Origin of the sequence: Sphingobacterium sp. InxBP1, assembly GCF_026191775.1 — a bacterium.
Lineage (GTDB): Bacteria > Bacteroidota > Bacteroidia > Sphingobacteriales > Sphingobacteriaceae > Sphingobacterium > Sphingobacterium thalpophilum.
Genome location: NZ_JAINDX010000049.1, coordinates 562,307 through 588,234, shown reverse-complemented (window position 1 = coordinate 588,234; position 25,928 = coordinate 562,307). Strand labels below are relative to the sequence as shown.

General features: G+C 46.6%; 16 protein-coding genes and 1 pseudogene. 3 read left to right on the top strand and 14 right to left on the bottom strand.

The window, feature by feature from the left end; translation table 11 throughout:
• Window positions 1-283 precede the first annotated feature (283 nt).
• Genes K7A41_RS22345 through K7A41_RS22335 form a run of 3 tightly spaced genes read right to left on the bottom strand, consistent with a single transcriptional unit; the run spans window position 284 to window position 3,784 of the window.
• Complete coding sequence (locus K7A41_RS22345) at window positions 284-2,485, bottom strand: TonB-dependent siderophore receptor (RefSeq protein ID WP_028068665.1); 2,202 nt, start codon at window positions 2,483-2,485, stop codon at window positions 284-286.
• Between the two features lie 13 nt (window positions 2,486-2,498).
• The gene (locus K7A41_RS22340) at window positions 2,499-2,663 is read right to left on the bottom strand and encodes a hypothetical protein (protein ID WP_265715646.1); all 165 of its coding nucleotides are present in this window, start codon (window positions 2,661-2,663) and stop codon (window positions 2,499-2,501) included.
• Window positions 2,660-3,784 carry a PepSY-associated TM helix domain-containing protein gene (locus K7A41_RS22335; protein WP_028068666.1) on the bottom strand — a complete coding sequence of 375 codons (1,125 nt, stop codon included), beginning with the start codon at window positions 3,782-3,784 and terminating at the stop codon, window positions 2,660-2,662. Before K7A41_RS22335 ends, K7A41_RS22340 begins: the two co-directional genes overlap by 4 nt.
• Before the next feature lie 542 nt (window positions 3,785-4,326).
• On the opposite strand from K7A41_RS22335, the gene K7A41_RS22330 reads away from it, so the two are divergent.
• The gene (locus K7A41_RS22330; RefSeq protein WP_028068668.1) at window positions 4,327-6,720 is read left to right on the top strand and encodes an ABC transporter permease; all 2,394 of its coding nucleotides are present in this window, start codon (window positions 4,327-4,329) and stop codon (window positions 6,718-6,720) included.
• A gap of 28 nt (window positions 6,721-6,748) precedes the next feature.
• Here K7A41_RS22330 and K7A41_RS22325 read toward each other — a convergent pair whose 3' ends face one another.
• Window positions 6,749-7,138, bottom strand: a complete 390-nt coding sequence (locus K7A41_RS22325; RefSeq protein WP_265715645.1) for a TolC family protein — start codon at window positions 7,136-7,138, stop codon at window positions 6,749-6,751.
• Between the two features lie 127 nt (window positions 7,139-7,265).
• Entirely contained in the window at window positions 7,266-8,072 is an 807-nt protein-coding gene (locus tag K7A41_RS23840; protein ID WP_416221957.1) for a family 43 glycosylhydrolase, read from the bottom strand.
• Between K7A41_RS23840 and K7A41_RS23835 the strand changes: the two genes are divergently transcribed.
• Window positions 8,040-8,318 carry a hypothetical protein gene (locus tag K7A41_RS23835; protein ID WP_370482429.1) on the top strand — a complete coding sequence of 93 codons (279 nt, stop codon included), beginning with the start codon at window positions 8,040-8,042 and terminating at the stop codon, window positions 8,316-8,318. The two genes, K7A41_RS23840 and K7A41_RS23835, sit on opposite strands and share 33 nt — an antisense overlap.
• On the opposite strand, the pseudogene K7A41_RS23830 reads toward K7A41_RS23835, so the two are convergent.
• From K7A41_RS23830 to K7A41_RS22280, 9 genes and pseudogenes are all read right to left on the bottom strand, one after another.
• Window positions 8,292-9,359 (bottom strand): annotated as a pseudogene (locus K7A41_RS23830) (endo-1,4-beta-xylanase); the annotation flags it as partial. The gene K7A41_RS23835 and the pseudogene K7A41_RS23830 overlap by 27 nt on opposite strands.
• Window positions 9,360-9,501: 142 nt before the next feature.
• Window positions 9,502-11,598, bottom strand: a complete 2,097-nt coding sequence (locus tag K7A41_RS22315; RefSeq protein WP_265715643.1) for a hypothetical protein — start codon at window positions 11,596-11,598, stop codon at window positions 9,502-9,504.
• Window positions 11,599-11,671: 73 nt separating this feature from the next.
• Window positions 11,672-13,051, bottom strand: coding sequence for a glycoside hydrolase family 43 protein (locus K7A41_RS22310; protein WP_265715642.1), 1,380 nt, complete (start codon window positions 13,049-13,051; stop codon window positions 11,672-11,674).
• Window positions 13,052-13,055: 4 nt separating this feature from the next.
• Window positions 13,056-14,606 (bottom strand): glycoside hydrolase 43 family protein, encoded by a 1,551-nt coding sequence (locus K7A41_RS22305; RefSeq protein WP_265715641.1) that lies wholly within the window; start codon window positions 14,604-14,606, stop codon window positions 13,056-13,058.
• A 103-nt stretch (window positions 14,607-14,709) separates the two neighbouring features.
• Complete coding sequence (locus K7A41_RS22300) at window positions 14,710-15,537, bottom strand: alpha/beta hydrolase (RefSeq protein ID WP_265715640.1); 828 nt, start codon at window positions 15,535-15,537, stop codon at window positions 14,710-14,712.
• Window positions 15,538-15,588: 51 nt separating this feature from the next.
• Entirely contained in the window at window positions 15,589-16,551 is a 963-nt protein-coding gene (locus K7A41_RS22295; protein WP_265715639.1) for a transketolase family protein, read from the bottom strand.
• A gap of 33 nt (window positions 16,552-16,584) precedes the next feature.
• On the bottom strand, window positions 16,585-17,436 hold the full coding sequence (locus K7A41_RS22290; protein WP_265715638.1) for a transketolase: 852 nt from the start codon (window positions 17,434-17,436) through the stop codon (window positions 16,585-16,587).
• Between the two features lie 7 nt (window positions 17,437-17,443).
• Window positions 17,444-18,112: a fructose-6-phosphate aldolase gene (fsa, locus tag K7A41_RS22285; RefSeq protein WP_265715637.1), complete on the bottom strand. Its 669-nt coding sequence runs from the start codon at window positions 18,110-18,112 to the stop codon at window positions 17,444-17,446.
• 119 nt (window positions 18,113-18,231) lie between these two features.
• A complete protein-coding gene (locus tag K7A41_RS22280; RefSeq protein WP_265715636.1) occupies window positions 18,232-22,305 on the bottom strand; it encodes a hybrid sensor histidine kinase/response regulator transcription factor in 4,074 nt (1,357 codons plus the stop codon).
• A gap of 435 nt (window positions 22,306-22,740) precedes the next feature.
• On the opposite strand from K7A41_RS22280, the gene K7A41_RS22275 reads away from it, so the two are divergent.
• A complete protein-coding gene (locus tag K7A41_RS22275) occupies window positions 22,741-25,923 on the top strand; it encodes a SusC/RagA family TonB-linked outer membrane protein (protein ID WP_265715635.1) in 3,183 nt (1,060 codons plus the stop codon).
• Window positions 25,924-25,928 lie beyond the last annotated feature (5 nt).

Below are 25,928 nucleotides of genomic sequence, written 5' to 3'. Positions count from 1 at the left end.
AAGAGATAATTTGCCTAAAAACATAGGTTCAACCAAAACTTATTGCCAGCACCCCTCTTCAAATATTTCATATCCACGCTAAGTTACAAAAAAGAGTAAATAATTAAAACGCTTGGACAGCAAACCAATTCCTCGCATACTAAAATGACTCCCGTTGCGTCTTGCGAGAAAAACCTTGGATGTTTAGGTAACAATAAAATCACAAGATGGAACGCATATGGACCTGGCCAACAAAGAACCCTCAGCTGTTATCGCTGAGGGCTTATGATGCCGATCCGAAGATTTAGAATTTATAGCTGAAGCTTCCCACCACATTGGCCAGCTTTTGTGCATTGGCTGTGGTATAACCAATCCAGTAATGGGTATTGGTCAGGTTGTCTGCTTTTAAACCAATTCTGAACTTGCGGGCATCATAAAAAGCACTCGCATTGAGAACCATATAAGACGGCAGTTCGAAAGTGCCTACGGTAGTATTGATGATCTTGTTGGCACTGGCATAGTTGCCGCCAATCCCCATTCCGAGACCTTTAAACTTACCGTCAACAAACTGGTAGGTGGCGTTAAAGTTAACCAGCCATGGTGACGAAGCCGTATTCGGCCTTCTACCCAACACCGTCGCATCTGTTGTTTCGGTATATTTGGAATCGTTATAGCTTGCTCCTGCTATTAAAGAGAAGCCTTTGACCAGATAGGCGTTGACTTCGAGCTCAACTCCCTTACTGTTACGTTTTCCCATCTGCTGCTCGACTGCCCTTCCCTGCGGAGTATAACCAACAGTCTGTAGCGTGTTCATCACATTGATATGGTAATAATTGATTGTAGCATTCACTTTCCCATGCCATAAGTCGGCTTTGAATCCGCCTTCCCACTGGTTGGCCTTCTCCGGATCAGAAAGCGTGAGGTTTGACGCGGTATCGGAAACAAAGTAACCATTGCTGGTAAAACTGTTCTGGAAATTACCAAATACCGACAGTTTATCTTTAACAAGCTCATACACAAGCCCCAATTTAGGCGACCATGCGTGCTGTGCATAGGAAGGGGTCTCGTTCGCGCCTTTCACACCTCCCTTAAACCGAATACTTTCGTAGCGGATAGCAGTCATGATGTTTAACCCGGAAATGGGTGTGATGACATTCGAGATATAGGCGCTGTAAGCATTTGTTTTGTTTTTTAGCGGCCAGATAGCATTCTGCCAGGCTGGTGTATCGCGAATTGAATCGTAATACTTGCTGACATAGTCCCCATTAAAATTCGTGTAATCCATTTCTCCTGTGAAAGGGACGAAATCGATTACCCCAAAATAAAAGAACTGATCATTGCGCGTGCGTAGGAAATCACCACCGACAACAGTGCGGTTCCTTACCTGACCGATGTGGAAATCAAAGTTGAAATTTTGCTGTACTTGCAGGTATCGCTGCTTGCTGTCCGCAGTAGACTGATCGCCTCGATATAACCCCACCTCCGTATCGTTGGCATCGGCGCCGTATGACTTAGTAGTAATGTAAAAGTAGGGATTAAAACCATCCGAATAGCTATACGCACTATTGATTGATGTCGACGAACGAATATACTCATTGATCTTATAGTTGACCTGGCCAAACACATTGTGGGTACGCCCTTTATTATAAAGTTCCGATCCCAAATAAGATTTTTTATAGTTAAGTCCCGCTTTCTCCAGATCTTTCATGCCCGCATAACCAAATGGTGACAGAGGCCCCATCAGAAAGAAGTTCTGCTCCGCCTGAGCCTTATTTGCATAGAGCTCGTATTCGAGGTTTACATCCAACTTGTCATTGACTTTCCAGCTTAGGCTTGGCGTAAAAGCAAAATATGCGTTATGCACGTTGGTATTCTGGAAATTCCCTTCTCTGGTGTAAGCGGTATTGACACGAAACAATAGATTTTTGTTCTTGGTCAATGGTGTATTCAGATCAGCTTGCGCACGGTAATAGTTGTAGTTCCCCGCCGCGACCTGAACGTTCCCCCCCAGACTATCGTAGGGCTTTTTGGTTACCCGGTTAATCACTCCACCATAAGAAGTAACGTTACTTCCATACAAAGTGGCAGAAGGCCCTTTTAATACCTCTATCTTTTCAATATTCACAGCATCTATTGCACTGCTCACGGGGGCTACCAAGCCATTTCGAAGTGAGTTGTTTGAAATAAATCCACGGAGGTTAACGTACGCTCCCCCGTCGCCTGCTCGTCCAGTGGCATTCCACATTTTTTGCAGACCAGTGACATTGCGATAAGCATCGTCCACTGTAAATAGGAGTTGATTTTCCAGCGCGACCCGGTCTATCGTAGAATAGACTTGTGGATTCTCAATGGCTCTTAGCGGCATCTTGTTCGTCGATTCGCTGTCTTTTTTAATGTAAGCGTCGATAATGACTTGATCTATCCGTTGTGTCCTGACGGAATCTTTTTGTTGCGCAAAGGCAGAGATACTTGATAATACAGAAGCACTTAGTATTAACTTCTTCATGGTTATGGTAAATTTATTTGTAATAGTTTCTGATAACAAGGGTTAACGGTACAGATAGCGCAATCCACCCGAGCAGATCCCACAGACCATCGCCCAAGAGAGCAGCGATAAGTCCAAAGAGAGATAATATGGCAAGTAGTATGGGTATTCCCCATAGGCGCCAGAAATTTTTTTTCATAATGGTGATTCCTTCAAGGTGAATAACTGTTGTTTTCCTGCTCGGCGTCTGGCAAACCATAGATACAGCCCAGTTATCAGTACAATAATGCTGAAGACATCAAAGATCGCCCATACAACCTTCAACATCAGGCCGCCATAATTACCAAAATGCAAAGGTTCCGAAAGAAATAATGTGTTGACATACCAAGGCATCTCTCGGGTATCAGTTACCCTTCCCGTTTTGGCATCGACCAGTACGGGCTGCAACAGTTTGGAGGTCAGCTCGGTATCGCCGCGCATAAAAACTGCATAATGGTGCTTACTGGTAAAAGGCGTGCCCGGATAGGCAATAACCGAGACTTTCATGTCTTTAACAGCATTTTCCGCGGCCCGTTTGGCGGCCTCCACCGAGCTGAAATCGGCGGTAAGTGGCTCTTCATCTTTATAATGAGCAGTCATTTCTGCGAGCTGGCCCTGCTGCCACAACCCAAGGATTACATCAGATAACGTGTTTATTACACCCGTAAATCCGACGACAACCATCCATGCTGTAATGGCAATGCCCAATAGATTGTGTGTGTCCAACCATTGTAATCGTTTAGACTTGTTTTTCCGCACCATACCAAAGTCATATTTCTTCATGATCGGTCCATATAATACAATACCCGAAACAATCGAAATCATAAAAAGCAATCCCATCAATCCTAAAAACAGCTTTCCGGGAATTCCCAAAAACATGTCCGTATGCAGCTTGAGAATAATATGCATTAGCCCATCGGTTTTTGGTTCACCCAGAATCTCACCTGTATACTCATTTAGTACCAAGTATTTGCTGGCTTCATATGGGGCGTCCGGCCTATCGACCACATCAAATAGGACCTTATTTTCTTCACGCTCATCCCAGAATGCATATCGTACCTTTTCACGAGGATAGTTGGATTCTGCTATTGCCGCAAGTTTGTCAAGACTAAGTTTATGCTGTGAGACCACAGCTTCTTTATGATCCTCTAGCAAATGCTCAATCTCTTCATGAAAAATTAGTGGTAGACCAGTTATACACAGGTATAATAGAAATATTGTACAGATTAGGCTCGTCCATTTATGCCAGTTAAACCAACGCTTAGCAGTTTTCAGTTTCATGGGTAGTTTTTTGCAAATATATTATTTTTAATTAATCTAAATAATATATTTAACACATTATTTTTCACGTACCCTATAATGCGTCATAAACCCAGTATCCAACTGAAACGACTTTGTAACATGGGAGTACTTTACGCAAAAGGCCGGATCATTTTCGATCCAGCCTTCAAATAACTATTCTCTAACCTACGTATACCGTATCGATGGTTATATATCTAATCATTGAACAATTTTACACCAAAATGGTTTTACAATTTCGTCAAGATCAATAATCCTCTATTGTCAAAATTATCGAACGGTTCGCCCGGTCGACAGTCATCCGCGAAATGTCCACTAACGAACATCAACCGTTCGAAAACGAACATATAATAGACTTATCATATTCACAATTTACTATATTTCAACCTATTAAACAATTGGCAAACGAATTGAAAAAGCCAGTTGGCTATATCCAGCCTCCGCTGGTGGTATATTTTAAACAGCTCACTGATCAGCATTTATTTGCCTGGTCACTGACAAAAAATCAGATTTAACACAATGTTATGCTAAAGACCGTTTGGAGATCCATATTAAAGACCAAATCACTGAGTGCTATACACATCATCGGGTTGGCAATATCTATCGCAGCAGCGACGCTGCTATTTTTGACCGCCATGTTTGAATTGTCTTTTGACAATTTCCATCAGGATAGCGACCGTATTGCGATGATTTATAAAAGTTCGGAGCCACAAACAGGGAAGAAAAACGAATTGTCTATGCCTACCCCCCTCGCCCCGCAACTGAAGAAGGATATCCCTAGCATTGCCTATATTACCCGGTATGCAAACAGCACAATCACACTAAAAAATGGAGACAAGGAGTTTTCGTCCAACAATCGTTTTGTTGATATTGACTTCTTCCAGATTTTCGATTTTCCGTTTATTGCAGGCAACAAACACGCACTTTCTGATCCGGGAAATCTGATATTGACGGAAAATATGGCCCATAACCTGTTTGGCACCACGGATGTAATTGGCAAGCAGATCGAAGTCAATAATGGTGGTACTTGGCAGACCGCTACTGTCGGTGCTGTTTTAAAAAATATTCCTGCGAATTCGAGTTTGCGCTTTTCATCTTTGTTTCGCTATGAAAATCGGCCAGGATATCAAGAGCAGACCCAACAATGGGAGAATATGAACCACGAGGTATTTGTCAAAATGAAAAGCGAATTGAACAAGCTCAATTTCTCCAAGGAAACTCAGGCATTCACCGCACAGTTTTTTAAATCTGCGATTGACCGTCTCAAGAGGGACGGCGCAAAAGCAGACGCCGAGGGCAACTATTATAGCTTTCATTTATTACCACTGTCCAAACTTCACTCGAATGATTTTGGTACGGGCTCCTCCATCTCAGCCAGCTTCCCATGGGTTCTCTTGCTGATTTCGGCTCTGATTTTATTTATTTCCGCTTCCAACTTCGTCAATCTTTCCTTAGCCAATTCAATCAGTAGAAGGCGGGAGATTGGAACCCGAAAAACGCTGGGCGGTACGACTTGGGATATCGTCTACCAACTTACTTTGGAATCATTTCTCCTTTGTTTCATTGCCCTTTTGCTCGGCTTGACACTCGTGTATCTATTCCTTCCCCAGTTTAATGCGATGATGAATTATCAGCTGAAACTTCTGGAACTCCTGAACCCAAAAAATCTGATTATTTTTACTGCTGTATTTTTGATATTATCCCTAATTGCTGGTGGTCTACCAGCTTTTAGCGCGGCCCGCACCAATATCATTCTATCTTTGAAAGGTTCAGACAAAATCAAATCTTCGCGTCTCCGAAGCACTTTGACTATCCTGCAATTCGCCATTTCGATTATTTTGATTATCGCTACCATTGTGATCAGTTCCCAGATGAATTATATTGCGCACAAACCACTTGGGTTTAATAAAACAGAGGTAATCAGTATTCCTATTGGGTCTGGAATCGACAAAGAGGATGCCCTCCGCCAGATGCGTACGATCTTGGAGCAACAGCCTTGGGTGAAATCCGTGAGTGCCTCGGACTTTAATATAGGTATGGGCAGGGACGGCTCCCTTTCCACAAGCATCTTCGGTTTTGAACATCAAAACAGAGAAATTAAAACCAACTATATGCGAGTGGATTATGATTATCTCAAAACACTGGACATTAAATTGATCGCCGGAAGAGACTTTGACAAAAAATTCACCACCGACAGCAATGCGCTGATCATTAACAAAGCCATGGCCGCACAATTTGGCGGCGCCGATCAGGTGCTTGACAAAAAAATAGACATTAATGGCGGGAGCACCGTGATCGGAATTATGGATGACTTTAATTTTCGGGATCTCAGAACAGCAATTGAGCCATTAACTATTTCGGTAAATCCCAAGGTATTTACAGTCGAGTATATCTTTGTTCGTGTTGCGGCTGGCCAAGTTTCCCTGACTTTGGATAAAATCAACGACATTTGGAAAAAATTGAATCCGAAAGCCAGCATTCCTGCCTCCTATCTAGATGAAAACACACAAAATCTCTACCAATCGGAAAGGACATTCTCAAAAATTGTGATAAGCGGTACAGGTATAGCGATCATCATTTCCTGTTTAGGACTGTTTGGGCTAGCTTTACTATCCATAAACACCAGGATAAAAGAGATCGGTATACGCAAAGTCCTCGGATCCACCGTTTCAGGGATTATCATATTACTTTCGAGGGATTTTATTCGGCTGGTCCTGATCGCCTTTCTGATTGCCGCTCCATTTGCTTGGTGGACGATGCACAACTGGCTGCAGACCTTTGCCTATCGGATTGATATCCAATGGTGGATGTTTGTCCTGGCCGGAGGACTAGCCATCACAATCGCCTGGTGTACCATTGCCTGGCAAGCATTTCGAGCAGCCAGTACAAACATTGTCGAAAGCCTAAAGGACGAATAAAATTGCTGTTGCGGCGACGAAATAGACGCTATTGCATAGTATTGACCATTTCTATTGCCATCAATTTGTATAAATGGTTTTTTAACAAGTCATACGAAGCCGAGAGTACCTGGTTTTTGGCCGCTTTGTAAGCCGAAATATCCACCCTGCCAAATTCAAACTTGGTACGCGTAGTTTGCAGTGACTTTTTTGAAGCTTCCAGATGCTCATATAGGACTGGATATAGGCCCTCGTATTGCCTTATCTTTTGTTGTTCCTGTTCATACCTATTGTCGAGATCCAGTCTGGTTTTTTCCAGAATGAGCTGTTGCTCCTGCATTTCAATCCGTTTCACCTTTCTGGCCCGCATGCGGTCGCCGCGGGAGAATAACGGAACAATGAGATTCAGCCCCAAAAATTGATTTTTGTTATTGCTCAACTGATTATCAAATTTTAGAGAGGTATCCCACACATCCTTTATCTTATTGGAATAGAAAGTGCCGAAAGAATATGAAAGCGTGAGCTACGGCAGCTGCGCCTACTGGAATCGATTCAAGCTACTGAAGTCAGGAGGTCAGTCCATTTATAGGCTTTATACGTCCATCTTTATCGTATTCCAGCTCGACGACCTTCATGCTTCGCAGCCAGGTTTTGCCGCCCGATGGCGCCGAGTCATGATAAAAGAGATACCACTTCCCTTTAAACGGCATGATGCTGTGATGTGTGGTCCAGCCTACCACCGGTGATAATAATATGCCTTCGTAGGTAAAAGGTCCATAGGGATTGTCCCCGATGGCATAACAGATCAGATGGCTGTCACCGGTTGAATAGGAAAAATAGTACTTGCCTTTATATTTGTGCATCCAGGAAGCCTCAAAAAAACGCCTCTCCGTGTCCCCCTGTTTCAGAGGTTTTCCGCTTTTGTCCAGAATGACCAAGTCGCGGGGTTGCTCCGAAAACTCCAACATATTTCCAGCTATCTTAGCCACCTTTGGCGTCAGAGCCGGCGCTTCGGCGGGCGGTAATTCTATGGGCACAGCAATTTTATTGTTTCGATAAAACTGGAGTTGACCACCCCAGATACCTCCAAAATACAAGTAATAACTACCGTCTTCATCCCTAAACGCACAAGGATCAATACTATAACTTCCCTTAATCGGATTCGCCTGTGGTACAAATGGTCCGTAAGGCCTTTCCCCAACTGCCACACCGATTTTAAAAATATCATTTTTGTCCTTTAAAGAGAAATACATATAGTATTTGCCGTCTTTTTCCGTAACGTCCGAATCCCACAGCTGCCGGCCAGCCCAGGGAATATCTTTTATCTCCAGGACCTTCCCATGATTGACCACCTTCCCACCGATATCCTCCATCGAAAACACATGATAATCCTGCATGTCAAAATGATCACCGCTATCGTTTTCTGGAATGCCGCTTTCTCTATCATGCGAGGGATATATATAGATTTTATGTTCAAAAACATGTGCGGATGGATCAGCCATATAGTCGTCAGGATACAGATACCTGCTCTTCCCCACTTTTTCCATTTTTTGTGCCTGCTGTGCCACACGGATGATATCCCTGACAAAAGATTTGGGCTGATAGTCGCGGTCAAATAGCAAGGGATAGTCCTTACGACCTACAATCGGCCAGTCATTTTTCCACGAGTCGCCGTCAGCAACGCCCCACAGTGTCACCCGTGAGATCTTGTCCTGATGTTTGAGGTACAACTTAAAGAAATCTGTATATCTCCTCCCCAGCTCAGCCATTTTACTGGCAGGCAAGCCTTTGTCATATGGATTCATCTTTTTACTGTAGGCATGACGTTCGCCAACTTCTGCCCCCATTTCCGGACGCACATGTGGCAGTACCGAGATATCCATCTCGGTCACCATCACCTGTACACCCAAACTGGCGAAACCCAATATCGTCTTCTCCACTTCTTCCAGTGCCGGGCTGTACAGGCCATTATGCTCCTGCATACCCACGGCATGCACTGGCACTCCGGTAGCCTTCACCCGTTGTACCAGCGCCATTATTGCCTTCCTTTTTGCAGGAATGGCGGTCGAATAATCGTTGTAATATAGTTCTGCCTCCGGGTCTGCTTCATGGGCAAATTTGAAGGCCAGTTCAATAAATTCCGGACCGATGATGTCATAAAATTTACTTTTTCGCCAATCACCATTATCCAGTATGGCCTCATTGACGACATCCCATCCGAATATCCTTCCCCTATATCGGGACACTACGGTCTGAATATGTTTGCGCATGCGGTCGATCAGCGTCTCCCGAGACACCTCTTTTCCGTTTTTGTCAACAAAAAACCATTGCGGAGCTTGCGAATGCCAGATTAGGGTATGACCGATCATTTGCATTTTATATTTTTCGCCGAATGCAACAAAACGGTCTGCATCCCGAAAGAAGAACTCACCTTCGCGAGGTTGCAAAAACATGCTTTTCATACAGTTTTCAGCCACAATGGAGTTGAATTGTCTCTTGACTACAGCTACCGCTTTGCTATTCCGTTCCCATATCTGCTCCAGATTGAGCGCCGTACCGATAAAAAATTTATGTTCGAACGCATCCTTTAGCCGCACCGAGTCTGCGGTTGGCTTCGCCTGCTGCCTAACGGCAGGGACAGGCGGTATCCATAGTGCCATCAGGGCCACGCCAATTGTTTTTACAATATTCATAATCATGTAGCTGAATAAGGGTTCTTGACTTGCTCTCCGGTAATCTGTCTAAAATTGTCAGTATTGATGTATGCCATGCAGTGTAGATGTAATATTCTGCCCTTTACCGCTAATTAAATTTCACGCGATAGCTTTTCAACTGCCCATTGTATGTACAATCTACCAAAGCATGGCCACTTGACGAATCAGCCTGCTTAACACGGATCTTGACCGCTGGATTATCCGAAGATGCTTTTACTACCGGAATCTTTTTATTACCCGACGTTAGAGAATAAGCTACCTCGTAGATATTATAGCCGATTAATCCATTGCTGTCTGTGGATCTCTGCGGAATAGAGGGAAGTTCCAGTCGTTGACCATTGACAGTAACATGCACAGTAGGCGATACTGGACGCTCAATTTTATGCGCTTTTGAGCTAAATCCAAGACCAATAAAATCAAACAATGCCTCACCATCCGCACCTTCTGCGACTATGTACAGTGCATGTTTGCGATTCAGGTGATCAACATATTTTGATACGTCAGCGGTCAGCTTTGTCACGGCTGACTTCGCATTTGCCGGAACGGATATCTGCGCGATCTGCTTGCCTTTCCAGATATCATTGTCCCAAGGTCCGTCAAGCCACACATTGATCTTAAAAGCTCGAGAGGACTTGGGCGTAATAAATACATTAAAAGCTGTATTATTTCCTGGTCTGGTACCTTCAAACGCCTTCAACCCAAACTTATCCTGATCGAGGCCACCAAATCCAAAATATTTAAATCCGACAATAGTACCGTTTTTTAGATTTGTTACCGGCATATGGTTGTCCCAGACATCCCATGAATCCTGCTGCAAGCTTATATCAGAAAGATAGCAGGCGTATCCCGCGGAGTAATACTGATAAGGATCCAGCCCGTAAAAATGGAAGCCCTCCGAAGTAACCTCTGCACCCTTATACTCTCTTCCCTGCTTATCGCGTACGGTCAGGTTATTCTGAAAAGGGTCAAAGGCCCGTATTCTAACCATTCCACCATCTTTTACGCTCTTTTCATCCCATTCAACCTTAACGGGTTCGACCACTGCCTGTCTCGCAAAACCAAAACCACGTGGTGGCCGATGGTAGAACACATACCATTGTCCATTGATAAGTTCGATACTTCCATGCGTATTGTGACCCGCATTGCTGGTCTCTATCGCTGATCCATCCCGGTTCAGCACCGGCGCACGGGAGTCTACCAATACGCCACCACTCTTCCAGGGCCCCAGTGGTGAGTCTGCTACAGCGTACCGCAGTGTGGAATTGGAACTGCCCACGCCATATTCAGGGCCAGAATACCCACTATATACTGTGACATACTTATTGCCGACCTTACGTATCGACGAGGCCTCAAAAAAGTTGAAGGTTCCCAGATCCTCCCCCTGGAAGATATTCGGATAAGTCGTTCCTTGGGGATCACGCAGTTGCCCATAACGTGCACTTGCCGGCAAAAGATAATTGATGACCTCAGTACCCGGCCTCAGCGAATACATTGTATTCTGGTCCAGTTGCGCAGCCATGGATCGCTGAAATCCCCAAAAACCATAAGCGCGAAATCCGATTTCGTAGTCCGGATCGTTCGGGTCAGTGATATATTCAATATAGACCGCCGGATCAAAGCCCAGGATGCTGCCGGGCAAGGTGCGTTTTCCATCAGTCGTTAAATTTATCGGCTTAAAAGGACCATTGGGTCTATCCCCTTTCGCTACCATCGCTTCCCGGTGTTCTCCTCGGCTATGTGGAAATAGGTAATATTCTTTTTTTCCATCTTTTCTCTTGACCTCCACAAGGTCAGGGGCATACATGACATCCCATTTCCCATCCACTTGATAGGTAAAAATGGCCCCCTCATCGCGCCAGCTACTTAGATCTTCAACCGGAGCAGACCACATTCTGATATCCGGTCCACAGTAACTGCTGAAACGCAGGTCGTGCGAACCGATGATGTAGGCACGGTATTTCCCAGGTTGGTCAGGATCTTCAAATACACGCGGTTCGCCATCAGGAAGATGTTCCCAGAGGGGAAGATAAGGATTGCCAATAGATCGGTGTACAAAACCTTTACTGGCGTCCTGTACCATATCCTGCTGGTTTTGCCCCTGCACCAAGACTGTCGACAGCACTCCGGTGACGGAAAATAATAAGGCTATTGTCCTTTGTCTTAAGACAATATGTAGTCGCTTCATATAATGTATCAATTAGTTTTCGAATTTGTTTTGTTACCCCATCAGACCATTCCATCGACAGGGCAGTACGCTTTTACCTGCCAAACCGCCACGAGTCAAAAAACAGGATATTGGATGGGGCTTTTCCTTTAAAGACAAAATAGAGATCATGCACACCTGTTACACGATTGGACAGCACACTCTCCACGGTAGTCCAGCGATCGTCGCCGCCAGTCATGGGGACTTGCAAGGATGTCAATAAAGGGCCGTCAACAGCGCCCGACCTGACTTCCAGGCTAACTCCACCATTGTGGGTTGTCCCTATCCGCGCCCAGAATGTTGCAGCTCCTTTTTCACCAAAATCAACATGTTTGACACTGGTGTAAGCACCATTTTTCAACGCCTTGACAAAGACTCCCACCGTGGCATTTTGATACGATTTTACCTGTTCAGACCAGGCAATCGTTTCGGCTTGAGTTAGTTCATAAGGATTGACCGGCGCTAAGGCTTCGGTTATTCCGGGAGACATTGTCATCCTCGGAATACTTCCATCAGGGTTGAACTTCAGTTCCTGAACGGCTACCGAACGTGTGAAGCCTCCCCCACCCGGCAGGGCACCGTTGTGATAAAAGAAATAGGTCTTGCCCCTAAAATCAACCACCCCGGGATGGTTCGTGAAAGCCTTTCCTTCCGCAGGCATGACAACTCCGCCATACCTCCAGGGCCCTTCGGCTTTTCTACTCGTCGAATAGCCTATAAATTCAGGCAATGGTCCTCCCGGCCAGAAGAGATAGTAGAGGTCATTTCTCTTGTACAACCAAGGACCTTCTTCATAACCCGAAGGCCGCTTCGGATCGCCGTCCCTTTTCCCGAATGACGCAGCAGTCATCGGCACTTCCACAATGTCATCACTATAGGAGATCATGTCTTCATTAAGCTTGACGTATTTTAGTTTGGGATTGCCCCAGTACATGTGCGCCTGACCATCCGCATCGATAAACACGGTGGGATCGATGTCTCCCCAATCGCTTTGCAGCAGTGGTTTGCCCAGGGGGTCGTGAAAAGGTCCCAATGGACTGTCCCCTACAGCAACACCTATGGCACCGCGGTTGTTGAATTTGGAGATAACAGGCACATAGAGGTAAAATTTTCCATTTTTCTCCACACATTGCGCTGCCCAGGCATCTCCTTTGGCCCATTCAAAGTCGGTATACGACAAGATTGCACCATGATCTGTCCAGTTGACCATGTCATTGGTCGAATACACCCGCCAGTCGTTCATGTTAAACCAAGTAGATTCATCCTCGTCATGTGTAGTATACAAGTACAGCCGGTCATTGTACACCAATGGTGCCGGATCAGCGGTGTAGGTCGTCTGGATAATGGGGTTTTGCGCTTTGGACACCCCTATAATGAACAGGCAGATCAGCAGCAATCCAAAAGGTAAGCGTATAAAAAAAAGTTTGTTCATCATCGTTTTAATTCGTGTCGATATGGAAGTAGTCAAAGTCAACATAGCCACCACCGGTTTTACTTGCGTAGTTAAACAGTCCAAATCGGTAGCCCATAAAGTGCGGAATTGTGTAACTCATCTTCAGCTCGTCGCCTATAGCTATCCACTCGCGTCCATTGGTACTATAATAAAATCGGGCAATGTCTTTTCTGTCAACAAAGTCACAGGTCGCTTTGAGGAATAGCTGATTTTCATTTAAAGGTATTTTGGCTACCTCTTGCGGCCTTCCTGACCCAGCATTGACCATGATCAGCGATCTACGGCTACCTTCCATGCGCACCCCGAGGAGCCCATAATTTTTCTGTAGTAGGGACAGTCCTGCAAAGTCTCCATCTTTCATGTTGGTCACATCGATGGCGACCGTACCATTACAGGAAGGACCGATCGTCCTTTGAGTCAGCGTATTTTTGGCCTGTAAAAAATCATCAGTCAACTGTCCTGTTTTTAATCGTAGAAAGCCCTTGCGTTCCGTTAGAGACCATAAGCTACTGTCGGGATTATGGTTCCACTGCCACACTAGCGGCAACGCTGGCTCCCCTTCTTCACGGCTAAAATCGTCCGAAGCGACGATCCCCGGCATCAGGCTCCTATTGGCCGGAAGGTCCAATGCAGCAGGCACCTTGCCCGACACTCCCAATACAGGCCAACCATCCTTCCATTTGACAGGTACTAAGAATGGAATCCGTCCCACAGCGCCATGATCCTGAAAAAGATAGGCATACCACTGCCCATTCGGCATATCAATCAAGCCACCCTGTGCGACGCCCTGGTCCTGTAGGACCACCCGTCCTTCATATGGTCCCTCCAGTCGGGATGCTCTGTGGACAATGACGGTCCGCATTCCGCCTGCTGGCCAGGAGATATTGAACAGGTAATACATGCCGTTGATCTTAAACAGCTGGGATCCCTCCGCCGGCAGGCCGGCAGTCTTCTCGCCCCTAGCAAGGGCTGGCAAGGAGGCATTATCGATCAACACCCGCTGTGATCCGGCCTTTATGCCCGAAAAATCAGGCATGAGTTCGGCGATATGCAGGCGCCCCCCGCCCCAGACCATGTACACTTTCCCCTGGTCAAAAAACAGGCTATGATCGTGCATCATGGGCTGAAACTCCCGGACCTGCCAAGGACCATGCTCGATATCCTTTGTATAATAAATATGCGTCTTGCCAGTGTTGGAAGAAAAGGTACTCACATAGTACATACCTTCGTGAAAACGCAAGCTGCTGGCCCAGGAGCCATGGCCATATGCATTCTTTTGTCCTGCAAGATTCAGTTCGTCGCTATCGCCCAGACGACTGTAGGCATAGCTGACAAGGGTCCAGTTGATTAGGTCCCTGGATTTCATGATCGGTACCCCGGGATTCATATGCATGGTTGTGCTGCTCATGTAATAAGTATCACCGACACGTATCATTGACATGTCCGGCACATCGGCAAAGATGACGGGATTATGCGCCTGCTGGGCCAAGAGCAATTGCTGGCTCATCAGCGCAAAAATCAGGACTAGTTTTTTCATTTTCATCATACTAAGTTCTAAAAAGATATTGCGTTAACCATGCCCGCGCCTAGGGCCAACATGTGTCGTGCCCCATCTCACGGCAGAAACAACGGCCAACGTTTCACTTTTTAAACAGGAGTTGCGCAATATTATAGAGATCATTCTTCCAGACATTGAAATCGTGGCCTCCGGGTTCAAGATAATAGATATGGGGCACCTGATGTGCTTCCAGATAATCATGTGTTCGCTTGCTGAAGTTAAGCAGACCGTCCTGATCACCACAGGAAATCCAGAGCAGCTTTAATTTTCGTTTTGCTAGCATCGGGTCTGGTATCAAGTCCTGTGGCAACTTGGTGTTGGGCGCCGATGAAAATCCACCTACCCAGGCAAATGTATCAAGGTGCCCCAGACCGAAATTCAGTGCCTGCCCCCCACCCATGGACAAGCCGAAAATGGCGCGGTATTCGGGTGCTGCCCATACTGGGAACTGTGCTTCGACATATGGGATCAAATCGTCCAGCAGATCCCTTTCAAAAGTCGAAAATGCAGCCACACGCTCGGGAGCCATCACGTTGCCGCCGGCGCGATCATCCTTCATCGCCCGGCCGTTTGGCAGCACCACGATCATAGGCTCTATTTTTCCTTGGGCATATAGATTATCCAGAATAACCTTTGGATTGCCGTGCCGCAACCACTCGCTTTCGTCACCACCGATTCCGTGCAAAAGGTAAAGCACGGGATATCTTTTTGTGGTATCGTAGCCGGGAGGCGTATATACCAAGGCTTTCCGCGTTACGCCCACATTTTTGGACGGATACATGATGCTATCGATTTTCCCGGCAGAAGCCAATTTCTTTTCAACATCGAAACCTTTCGGTGCAGCCTGCTGTGCCCGCAACATGAAGGCCGCCGAAAACATCAACAATGCCGTACAGATGATCTTTCTCATTTTATGGTCTATTTAACTGTATACAACTATTCAGGTTACTTTTCCCGCCTGTTACTTCTTTCGTTTCCTCTCGAGGACGCGATTTACTGCAGCTACGATCGCTTCGGCATTTAGCCCGTATTTGTCCATGAGTTCGGCTGGAGTTCCGGATTCACCAAAGCTATCGTCCACAGCGACGTATTCCTGCGGAACTGGCAGCTGTCGCATCAGCAGCTGCGCGACACTGTCCCCCAAGCCACCGAGCCGGTTATGCTCTTCCGCCGTCACTACACAGCCCGTTTTCGCGACCGAATCAAGTATTGCCTGCTCATCCAGCGGCTTGATGGTATGTATATTGATAATTTCGGCATCAATACCCAGCTCCTCCAGTTTTTCACCCGCTTGAATGGCTTCCCACACCAAATGGCCGGTTGCAATAATCGTGACATCCGTCCCCGGATTGAGCAAAATGGCCTTACCAATCACAAACTCCTGATCTTCGGGTGTAAATACAGGTACTACAGGACGTCCAAACCGCAGGTAAACCGGTCCTTCATACTTAGCAACAGCAATGGTTGCCGCCTTTGTCTGATTATAGTCACAAGGGTTAATCACGGTCATGCCCGGCAGCATCTTCATCAATCCGATGTCTTCCAGTATTTGGTGCGTGGCTCCGTCTTCTCCCAGCGTCAGACCGGCATGCGAAGCAGCAATCTTCACGTTTTTGTCCGAATACGCGATGGACTGACGAATCTGATCGTATACCCGACCAGTCGAAAAATTAGCAAACGTACCTGTAAATGGGATCTTTCCGCCGATAGTGAGCCCAGCAGCGATCCCCATCATATTGGCTTCGGCAATGCCGATCTGAAAAAAACGTTCCGGATAAGCTTTGATAAAATCGTTCATCTTGAGCGAACCGATCAGGTCAGCGCAGAGTGCGACCACATTTTGATCTTGCTTGCCAGCTTCCAGCAGTCCGGCACCAAAGCCCGATCGCGTGTCTTTCGATTCTGTATATGTATATTTCTTCATGTTAGTCAATTTCGATATCTTCTCGTTTCATGCTTAATAGTCGCCCAGCGTCTCTGCATTCTGGCTTAATCCCGCCGCCAGCTGGTCGTCGCTTGGTGCGATCCCATGCCATTTGTGCGATCCCATCATAAAGTCGACACCATTACCCATTTCGGTATGCAGCAGCACCATCACCGGCACGCCAGCTGATGTCATTTCCTGAGCTTTTCTGAGACCGTCGATCACCGAGGCCATATCATTTCCACGTCTGATTTCAATGACTTTCCAGCCAAATGCCATCCATTTATAGGGGAGGTCTCCGAGCGACAGGACATCCTTGGTCGCACCATCGATCTGGGCACCGTTGTAATCTACAATCGCGATCAGATTGTCCATCTTATTGTGCGCGGCATACATGGCTGCTTCCCATACCTGTCCCTCCTGCAATTCGCCGTCTCCCATCAGTACATAGACCAGCCGCCCGTCCTTGTTTAATTTCTTTGCCTGTGCAGCGCCAATAGCCACCGACAGCCCCTGCCCCAACGAACCGGAGGCCACGCGGATACCCGGTAGTCCTTCGTGGGTCGTCGGATGCCCCTGCAGTCGGGAGTTCAGCTTACGGAAAGTCGCAAGTTCGTGCACAGGGAAATAACCAGCGCGGGCCAGCACACTATAAAACACCGGGGATATATGTCCATTCGAAAGAAAAAATAGGTCTTCCCCCACTCCATTTATATCAAACTGATCATTTCGCTGCATCAGTTCGAAATAAAGACAGACCAATAGTTCGGCGCAGCCCAGTGAGCCGCCGGGATGCCCCGACTGACAGGCGTGCACCATCCGTAGGATATCTCTTCTGACCTGCTTAACAATAGCTTCTAAATTATGTATACTATTTTTTGTCATTACCATCTCAGTTGTTCATTTGTGCGGCTACGCGTTGGTGATCAGCAAGAAACTGGGCTAGCCCACTGTCTGTCAAAGGATGTTTGAGCAGCGAGTAGATCGCCTGTAATGGGCCGGTCATCACGTCCGCACCGATGCGGGCGCAGCCGAGGATATGGGCACTGTGACGTACCGAGGCCGCTAAAATTTGTGTAGAGAACGTATAATTGTCGTAAATCGTGCGTATTTCACGGATCAACGCCAGTCCGTCCACCGAAATATCATCGAGGCGGCCAACAAAAGGTGATACATAAGTGGCTCCAGCCTTCGCTGCCAACAGCGCCTGTCCAGCAGAAAAGACCAGCGTACAGTTTGTTTTTATACCATGGGTGCTAAAATATTTGATGGCCCGGACGCCATCTTCGGTCATAGGCACTTTGACAACGATTTTACTACCCAGGGCAGCAAGCTGCAAACCCTCTTCCAGCATCCCCGGATAATCGGTTGCGATCACTTCTGCGCTCACATCACCGTCGACGATTTCACAGATTGCCCGGTAATGAGCGTGTACATTCTCCTGCCCTGTGATCCCTTCTTTGGCCATCAGCGAGGGGTTGGTCGTTACCCCATCCAATACACCTAGATTTTGGGCTGTACGGATGTCGTTAAGACTGGCCGTATCGATAAAAAACTTCATATTTCTTACAGTTGATTAGTTTGTGTAGACGCCGCAACTGGGCGCTTGGTTATAGGACAAAACTATCATTTTCAACCCTATAGGATTGCAACAAATAAAAAAAAGAAGGGTAAAAATGTTTAAAATACACTTTTTTGCGACTGAATATACTCACTTGGTGTCATATGGTATTTTGCTTTGAACACTTTCGTAAAATAATTCGGATTTGCAAATCCCGTTTCGTAGGCTACTTCAGATATGGACTTATCGCTTTTCTCCAATAAGCTCGCGGCTTTTTCCAGTTTTACTGAGCGGATAAAGTCTACAGGCGACATTCCGGTACATTCCAGTAGCTTATTGTACAACGAGGCCCTGCTCATTGAAATATGGGCACTCAAAGCCTCTACCGACAATTGCGGATTGTCGATATTATCGTGGACGTAAGTAAGTACCTTCTGTAAAAATTTGTCCTTTTCGGATACGATGGGCATTTCTGGAGGAATGATGGATACCTGTTTGCTGTATACTTCCCTAAACGCCCGATTCAGATGCAGCAGACTGTTGATCTTGGCAACCAGCACTTCCATATCAAATGGTTTTGTCAGGTATCCTACCGCTCCCGACTCAAGTCCGCACACCTCGCCATTGTCAGCCTGCGAAGCTGTCAGCAGAACCACCGGAATATGTTTGGTGCGCTTATCCTGCGCTAACTTTTGGGCAAATTCCATCCCATTGAGATAGGGCATCTGCACGTCGCTGACGACCAGATCGGGATGATGAAAAAGTGCTTTTTGCCAGCCGTCTTTTCCGTTTGTAGCTTCGATCACCTGATAATACCCTTTCAAAGATTCTTTGAGGTAATACCGAAAATCCTCGTCGTCCTCGATAATAAGCACAACCGGACTTTGTCTGACATCGGCGACCTCAGGTGGGAGCATCATTTCAGGCTCAGAAAGGGCATTTAGCTCGGTCTCTGTCTTATCCAGCCATAGATCAAAAGCAAATATACTACCTCTACCCGGCTCGCTATTGACAGAGATCTTCCCTTTATACATCTGCACAAATGACTGTGCAATCGACAATCCGATGCCTGAGCCTTGGCTAGCCACTTTCCCGTCACTATCATACTGGAAAAAGCTTTCAAATATACATTTTTGCATATGCTCGGGAATACCAATACCCGTATCTTGAACCTCGATATGAACGTGCAGCTTTTGGTCTGCCACCGTGACGGATGAAATACGAACCGCGATATCGCCCTCTCTTTTGGTAAACTTAAACGCATTGTATATCAGATTGAACAGAATACGCTCGATTTTATTGCGGTCAAAACGGCAGTAGATTTTATCCTGACAAGGGAAAAATGAGTAATCTATTCCTTTTTGTAGGGCCATATCGTGAAAAGACCGGTAAACCTCCTGTACAAAAGAAACCAGTTCACCGTCCTCTTCCTGCAGTTTTAATTCATGGTATTCCATCTTTCTGAAGTCCAGCAGCTGGTTGACCAGATTTAATAGACGCCGTGCATTCCGGCTGATTAAGCTGAGCTGTTCTCCCAGATTGCTATCCTTATTTTTCGCTAGCAGTGCATCAATAGGTCCCATAATCAGCGAGATTGGCGTCCTAAATTCGTGACTGAGGTTTGTTAAAAACCTGATTTTCATGGCGTCGAGCTGATGTTTGGCTTCGGCATCTCTTTTCTGCTGCTCAATGAGCTGTCGGGCCTGCATCCGTTCTTGCTCAAGGGCAAATTTTTGTTTCAACCGCTGAATACCACGACGCCGGATCAGCAGCAGCACAGCTGCCACAACTACCACATACAAGATATAGGCGTATACTGTACGCCAGAAAGGCGGAGCGACATGGATGGCAATAGATTTGATTTCCGTATTCCAAATTCCATCGTTGTTGCTCGCCCGAACCTGAAAGATGTAGTCTCCCGGATCCAGATTAGTATAATAGGCATTATTTTCACGGCCGTTACGGATCCAATTTTTATCAAAGCCCACAAGCCTGTATTCATATTGATTGTCCTCGGGCACGGTGAGATTAAGTGCAGCAAAAGAAATGGAAAAATTCTGTTTGTACTTCAGTGGGATACGCTCCGCGGTCAGCAAAGACTGCTGTATGGCTCCCCGATCCGAGGGTTGCACGACGGTATTGTCAATTTTCAGTTCCGTCAGCACGACGCGGGCTGGATTCACGTTGGTCTTCAGGTTGGCCGGAAAAAAATGGTTGAATCCCTTTTGTCCACCAAAGTACATCTCACCGTCGGATGTCTTCAACGATGCACCGAGCATAAAAGCTCCTTCCTGCAAGCCCACAGCATTCGAATAGTTTTTGAATAGCTTCTTCTCCGGAAAATAGCAGCTCAGCCCCTTATTGGTCGCAAACCATATCCTGCCTTTATCATCTTCAATGATACTCTGTATAGCGCCATTGGCCAGACCATGTTTTTCAGAAAGCGATATAAACTGCGTTTTTCCTTTTTCGAGCATGCCGACACCATTGCCGTTTGTTCCCACCCAGACATTTCCTTTTTTATCGCTATATACCGCCAGCACATAGTTGCTGGGCAACTGATGGTTGGCTTTGTCATAGACCGTGCTGCTGCGGGTTGTAGGGTTATACCTAACAAGCCCTGAGCCGTAGGTACCGATCCACATATTGTGGTCACTGTCCTCTTCCAGTGCGCGGATGAAATTTCCCGGCAGCTGTATCCCCTGATCCGTATGGATATCGCGCGTATATTTTTTTACGGTAGCACCTCCTTTTTCGATCACATTGATACCGCCGCCGTTGGTTCCCACCCATATATTTCCCTGATAGTCGCTTTTGAGGCAAAAAATATCGTTGTTATTTAAGTTGTCCCGCCCAGTGCCCGCCAGATAACGCTTTCGCTTCCCACTGGGCAGGTCATAAGAGAGCACACCATGTTGGTAGGTCCCGACCCACAATTGATCCTGCTGTCTCTCGAGGGTCAGCACCGTTAGGTCTGCAGGAAGCCCCGGACCTAAATTAAAAGGGGACAGCACATCGCTTGTACGGTTATATTTCCAGACCCCACCGCCATCGACCCCGAGGAAAATGCTCTGTTGATAGTCGGCAAATGAGGTGATCATCGCGGGGTCACCTGTCTTGCCTTCCAAAAAATTCAAGCTTTTCAGGCGAAATTGGCTCAAGTTGGTGTCGTACTTATTCAAACCTCCCTGAAAAGTGCCCACCCAATAAATTCCACTATCATCCAAAAAGATAGATCGTATAGATTTATGTGACAGGCTATGGATATCACTCGGATCAGGCCTAAAGGTCCGGATGGTAAAATCATCGGTATTAAGCACATCAAGACCATTGTCGGTGCCGATCCAGATCGCCTGCCGGCCGTTGTGGCACAGCGCGTAGATTCTTGGGCTACTCAACTTGCCCATTCCCGGCTGTGATGCAAACTGGGTAAATTGCGACTGTCCAGGATCCAGATATTTGAGTCCGAGCATCGAGCCGATCCATATACGCCCTCTGTCATCTTCGACGATGGAGGTCACCTCAACGCCGTTCCCATATCCCTCCCGTTGAGACAGCACCTCAAAACGACTTATTGTCTTTAGATCAGCTGAGATACGAAATACAGCATTTTCCGACGATACCCACATATTGTTTTGGCGATCGCGGAAGACACAGCTGCTGACCTTATCGGCAAAGGTCTCGAGAATGCGTTTATATTTTGGCTCAACTGCCTTCTGCAGGTTGTTGACGTCCAAGATCGACAGCGCACCATAGGAAGCGACCCATATATTTCCTGCCGCGTCCTGATCGATCGCATTGATCGCGCTGCTGAGCCATTTTTCATCTGGGGTCATGCTGTATGCGCGGATGCGATCGGTCTGCCGGTCATAATAGCTCAGTCCGCCGCCGTTGGTACCGATCCAGATCCGCCCCTTCTTATCTTCACACAGCGCCGAAATGTGATTGGCCATTAAGCTATTTGCATTATCGGCATCGTAACGGTATACATGATATCGGCGGCCATCAAACCTGTTGAGCCCGTCCTCTGTACCCAGCCATAAGAAGCCGTAACTATCCCGGTAGATGCTATAGATCGTATTGGACGAAAGCCCATCTTTCGAATAATAGCGTTGAAAAGTCACGGGCAGATTTTGCCCAAAGACAACTAATGTTATCAGCAACCAGGTCAATAGCAGTAAAGTCCGTATCATATATTTAGGTGTCATCTGCGCCAACAAAAAAAGCGTCAACAATTGCCAACTAATTTATCAAAATAATCCCGTTCATACCAGAGTTACCGTGCAATTATGGTCCCTGGACAGCCATATTTGACATTCTTATCCTTCATTTAAACATTCTTGCTATCACCCATATTTTCCATATGGCTAGTTTTGGTCTACAATTATAAACTGTTTTGAAAGGTATCTTCCGTCAATGACAATCCACTCATTAGTCATGCAACCGGTTGCGATATATTTCAGACGATATTTTAACCAATTATAATAAACGATATGACGACCCTGGATGACCCTTAGTTAGGCAATTTGCCCATGCACAGACAACCTGCTGGTACATAGCTGTGCTACCAACTGACAAACAAGTTAACCAACGAATTTTTTAAACCTATTTATCAATCCACAAATGCTATGATGATTACATCTATGATCACATTGGTAAGGCATTGGAAAAAGCTATGGGGTATAGCTAGACCGCTGGCTTTACTACTGTTCTTAATCCTCTCGGGACAGTCAACATTACAGGCTCAGGCTCAGCGACAGATCCGAGGAAAGGTAGTCGATGGCAAAAAGACACCCATTAACGGTGCCTCAATCAAAGTAAAAGGTTCATCCGTGGCTACTGCCAGCGATGACGCCGGCTCTTTTACGCTACTCTTGCCTGCTGATAAACATCTATTGACTGTCTCGAAAATCGGCTATGGGCAGGTAGAGGTAGATGTTGCCAACAAAAACACGATCGACATACAGCTTACGGATCAATCTATCGAAATAGAAGAAACCATTGTTGTAGGCTATGGCCGCCAGAAAAAGGAAACTGTAGTCGGTGCCATCGCGCAGACTTCCGGCAAGATTCTTGAACGGGCCGGTGGAGTCTCCAGCGTCGGGGCAGCATTGACGGGCAACGTGCCGGGAGTCATTACTACCGCCAGTACAGGTATGCCGGGCGAAGAAGACCCACGCATCGTGATCCGCGGCCGGAGCACATGGAACAATACGGACCCACTGGTGATGGTCGATGGGGTAGAGCGGCCATTATCTGCCGTCGATATTAGCTCCATTGAAACGGTCTCTGTACTCAAAGACGCCTCGGCTACCGCAGTCTATGGTGTCAGGGGGGCCAATGGTGTGATCCTCATTACCACCAAGCGCGGCAAAGAGGGGCAGATGCAAATACGGGGGACCGTCAATAACGTCATTAAGGCTGTCTCCCAACTTCCAGGTAAAATGGACTCGTACGATGCTTTGATGCTCCGAAATAAAGTCATCGAATACGAACTAGGGATCTCCCCATCCAGCTGGGCCAATTACCTACCGCAGGATATCATTAATAAATACCGCTTCCCGGCCGATCAGTCCGAGCGCGAACGCTATGTAAATACCGACTGGGCCAAGGAATTATTCCGAAGTCATGCATTTTCACAGAATAGCAGTGTGAATATTGCCGGCGGCACTCCCTTTGTCAAATATTTCGCTAATGCAGATTACCTGTACGAAGGCGATATGTTCCGTCAATTTGAAAATGCCAGGGGCTATAACGCAGGATATGGATTCAATCGCTTAAATGTGCGTTCCAACCTTGATTTTCAGCTGACACCAACCACCAAATTTTCGACCAACCTGGCGGGATCACGCGGCGTCAGGAAGAGTCCATGGGGCGGTGGCAATGACTATTCCTATTGGATCGCAGCCTATACCGTTGCACCAGACGTGATTTATCCCCGTTATTCAGATGGCACCTGGGGATATTACGCGCTGAATACCCAGGCCGGAATTAACTCCGCACGCGTACTGGCTCTTAGTGGCACCGAATATATCACCACCAGCCGTATTACCACAGATTTCACCCTCGAGCAGGACCTTAAATTTTTGGTCAAAGGGCTTAATGTGCGCGGCACAATCTCCCTTGACAATACATTTGTGGAGGGAGGACGAGGTATCAACGATGCCAACAACAACACTCAGAGTAAGTGGATAGATCCCAATACTGGGCTCTCCACCTATCAAATTGCATTTGATGGCACCAACAGGTTTGACTTTGTGGAAGGTATAAACTGGACTACAGGAGCTGGGCTTGTGCGGGACTGGTCCACCTATAGAAGGCTGTTTTATCAGGTGCAGCTGAATTATGCCACTACCTTCGCCAAGGATCACAACATTAGCGCCATGGGGCTATTCAACCGCAACCAGACCGGAACGGGGAGCATGATTCCATCTTACCGTGAGGATTGGGTATTCCGCACGACCTACAATTATAAAAACAAGTATATGCTCGAGTACAACGGCGCCTACACGGGCTCTGAGAAATTCGGCCCTGACAACAGGTTTGCCTTTTTTAATTCCGGAGGTATCGGGTGGTTGGTTTCGGAAGAAGCATTTATGAAGCCGATTTCCTTTTTAAGCATGTTGAAGCTGCGTGCTTCCTATGGGGATATTGGTGACGACAGTGGTGGCAAGCAATTTCTGTATCTGACACAATGGGCTTATGGCGGTACTGCTGGCATGGGGGTCGAAGGCCGCTTTTCCTATTCTGACGGCAATACCAGTCCCTACGTCTGGTATAAGGAGAGTGCCCTGGGCAACCCCAATATTCGATGGGAGAAAGTCAATAAATTTAACGTTGGTCTCGACTTCGGATTGTTCAATAGCCAGTTGACGGGAAAAGTAGATTTTTTCAGGGACCGTCGTACCGATATCCTGATCAGCGGCGCCAACCGTGCGATCCCCTCCTACTTTGGCATGGAAGCACCTACGGCCAACCTCGGAAAAGTGCAAAACAAAGGCTTTGAAGTAGAGCTAAAATTTAATCGACAGCTTAACACCGACTGGAGGATATGGGCCGATATCAATTTTACCCATGCCAAAGACAAAGTCATCAATGCTGATGCACCAGAGCTACTGCCTGAATACCAAAAGCCAGACAACAAGCAGGTCAATCAGACCTATTCTTACGTTGGTAGCGGCTATTACAATACCTGGGATGAGCTGTACGCCAGTACGATGCACGACAACAATGATTTGTCTAAACTTCCAGGCAATTATCACATACTGGATTATAATGGCGACGGTGTTATCGATACGAAGGACAATATCCCTTATGCTTTCCCGTCTGTACCTCAAAATACCTATAACTACACCATTGGCTTTGACTGGAAAAATTTTAGTGTCATGACCCAGTGGTATGCAGTCAACAATGTGACGCGACAGGTGGTGTTCAACAGTTTTTCTGGTCAGCTTAATCTGGCTTACGACGAAGGGTCTTATTGGTCAAAGGACAATGTCCATGCCGACGTACCCCTACCGCGTTGGTTGTCACAGACCAGCAACTATTCACCAGGTAGCCGATATATGTTTGACGGCTCTTATATCCGCTTGAAGACTGCCGAGATCGCGTACAATTTTAACCGCGAATCTGCTATCCTTAGGCGGCTGGGTTTACAGCATCTCCGTGTATTCTTAAACGGTAACAATCTGTTGTTCTGGTCCAAAATGCCCGATGACCGCGAATCAAATTATGCCGGTACAGGCTGGGCGTCCCAGGGGGCTTATCCCACCGTTAAGCGCTTCAATTTAGGAGCAAACATTACGTTCTAATAAAA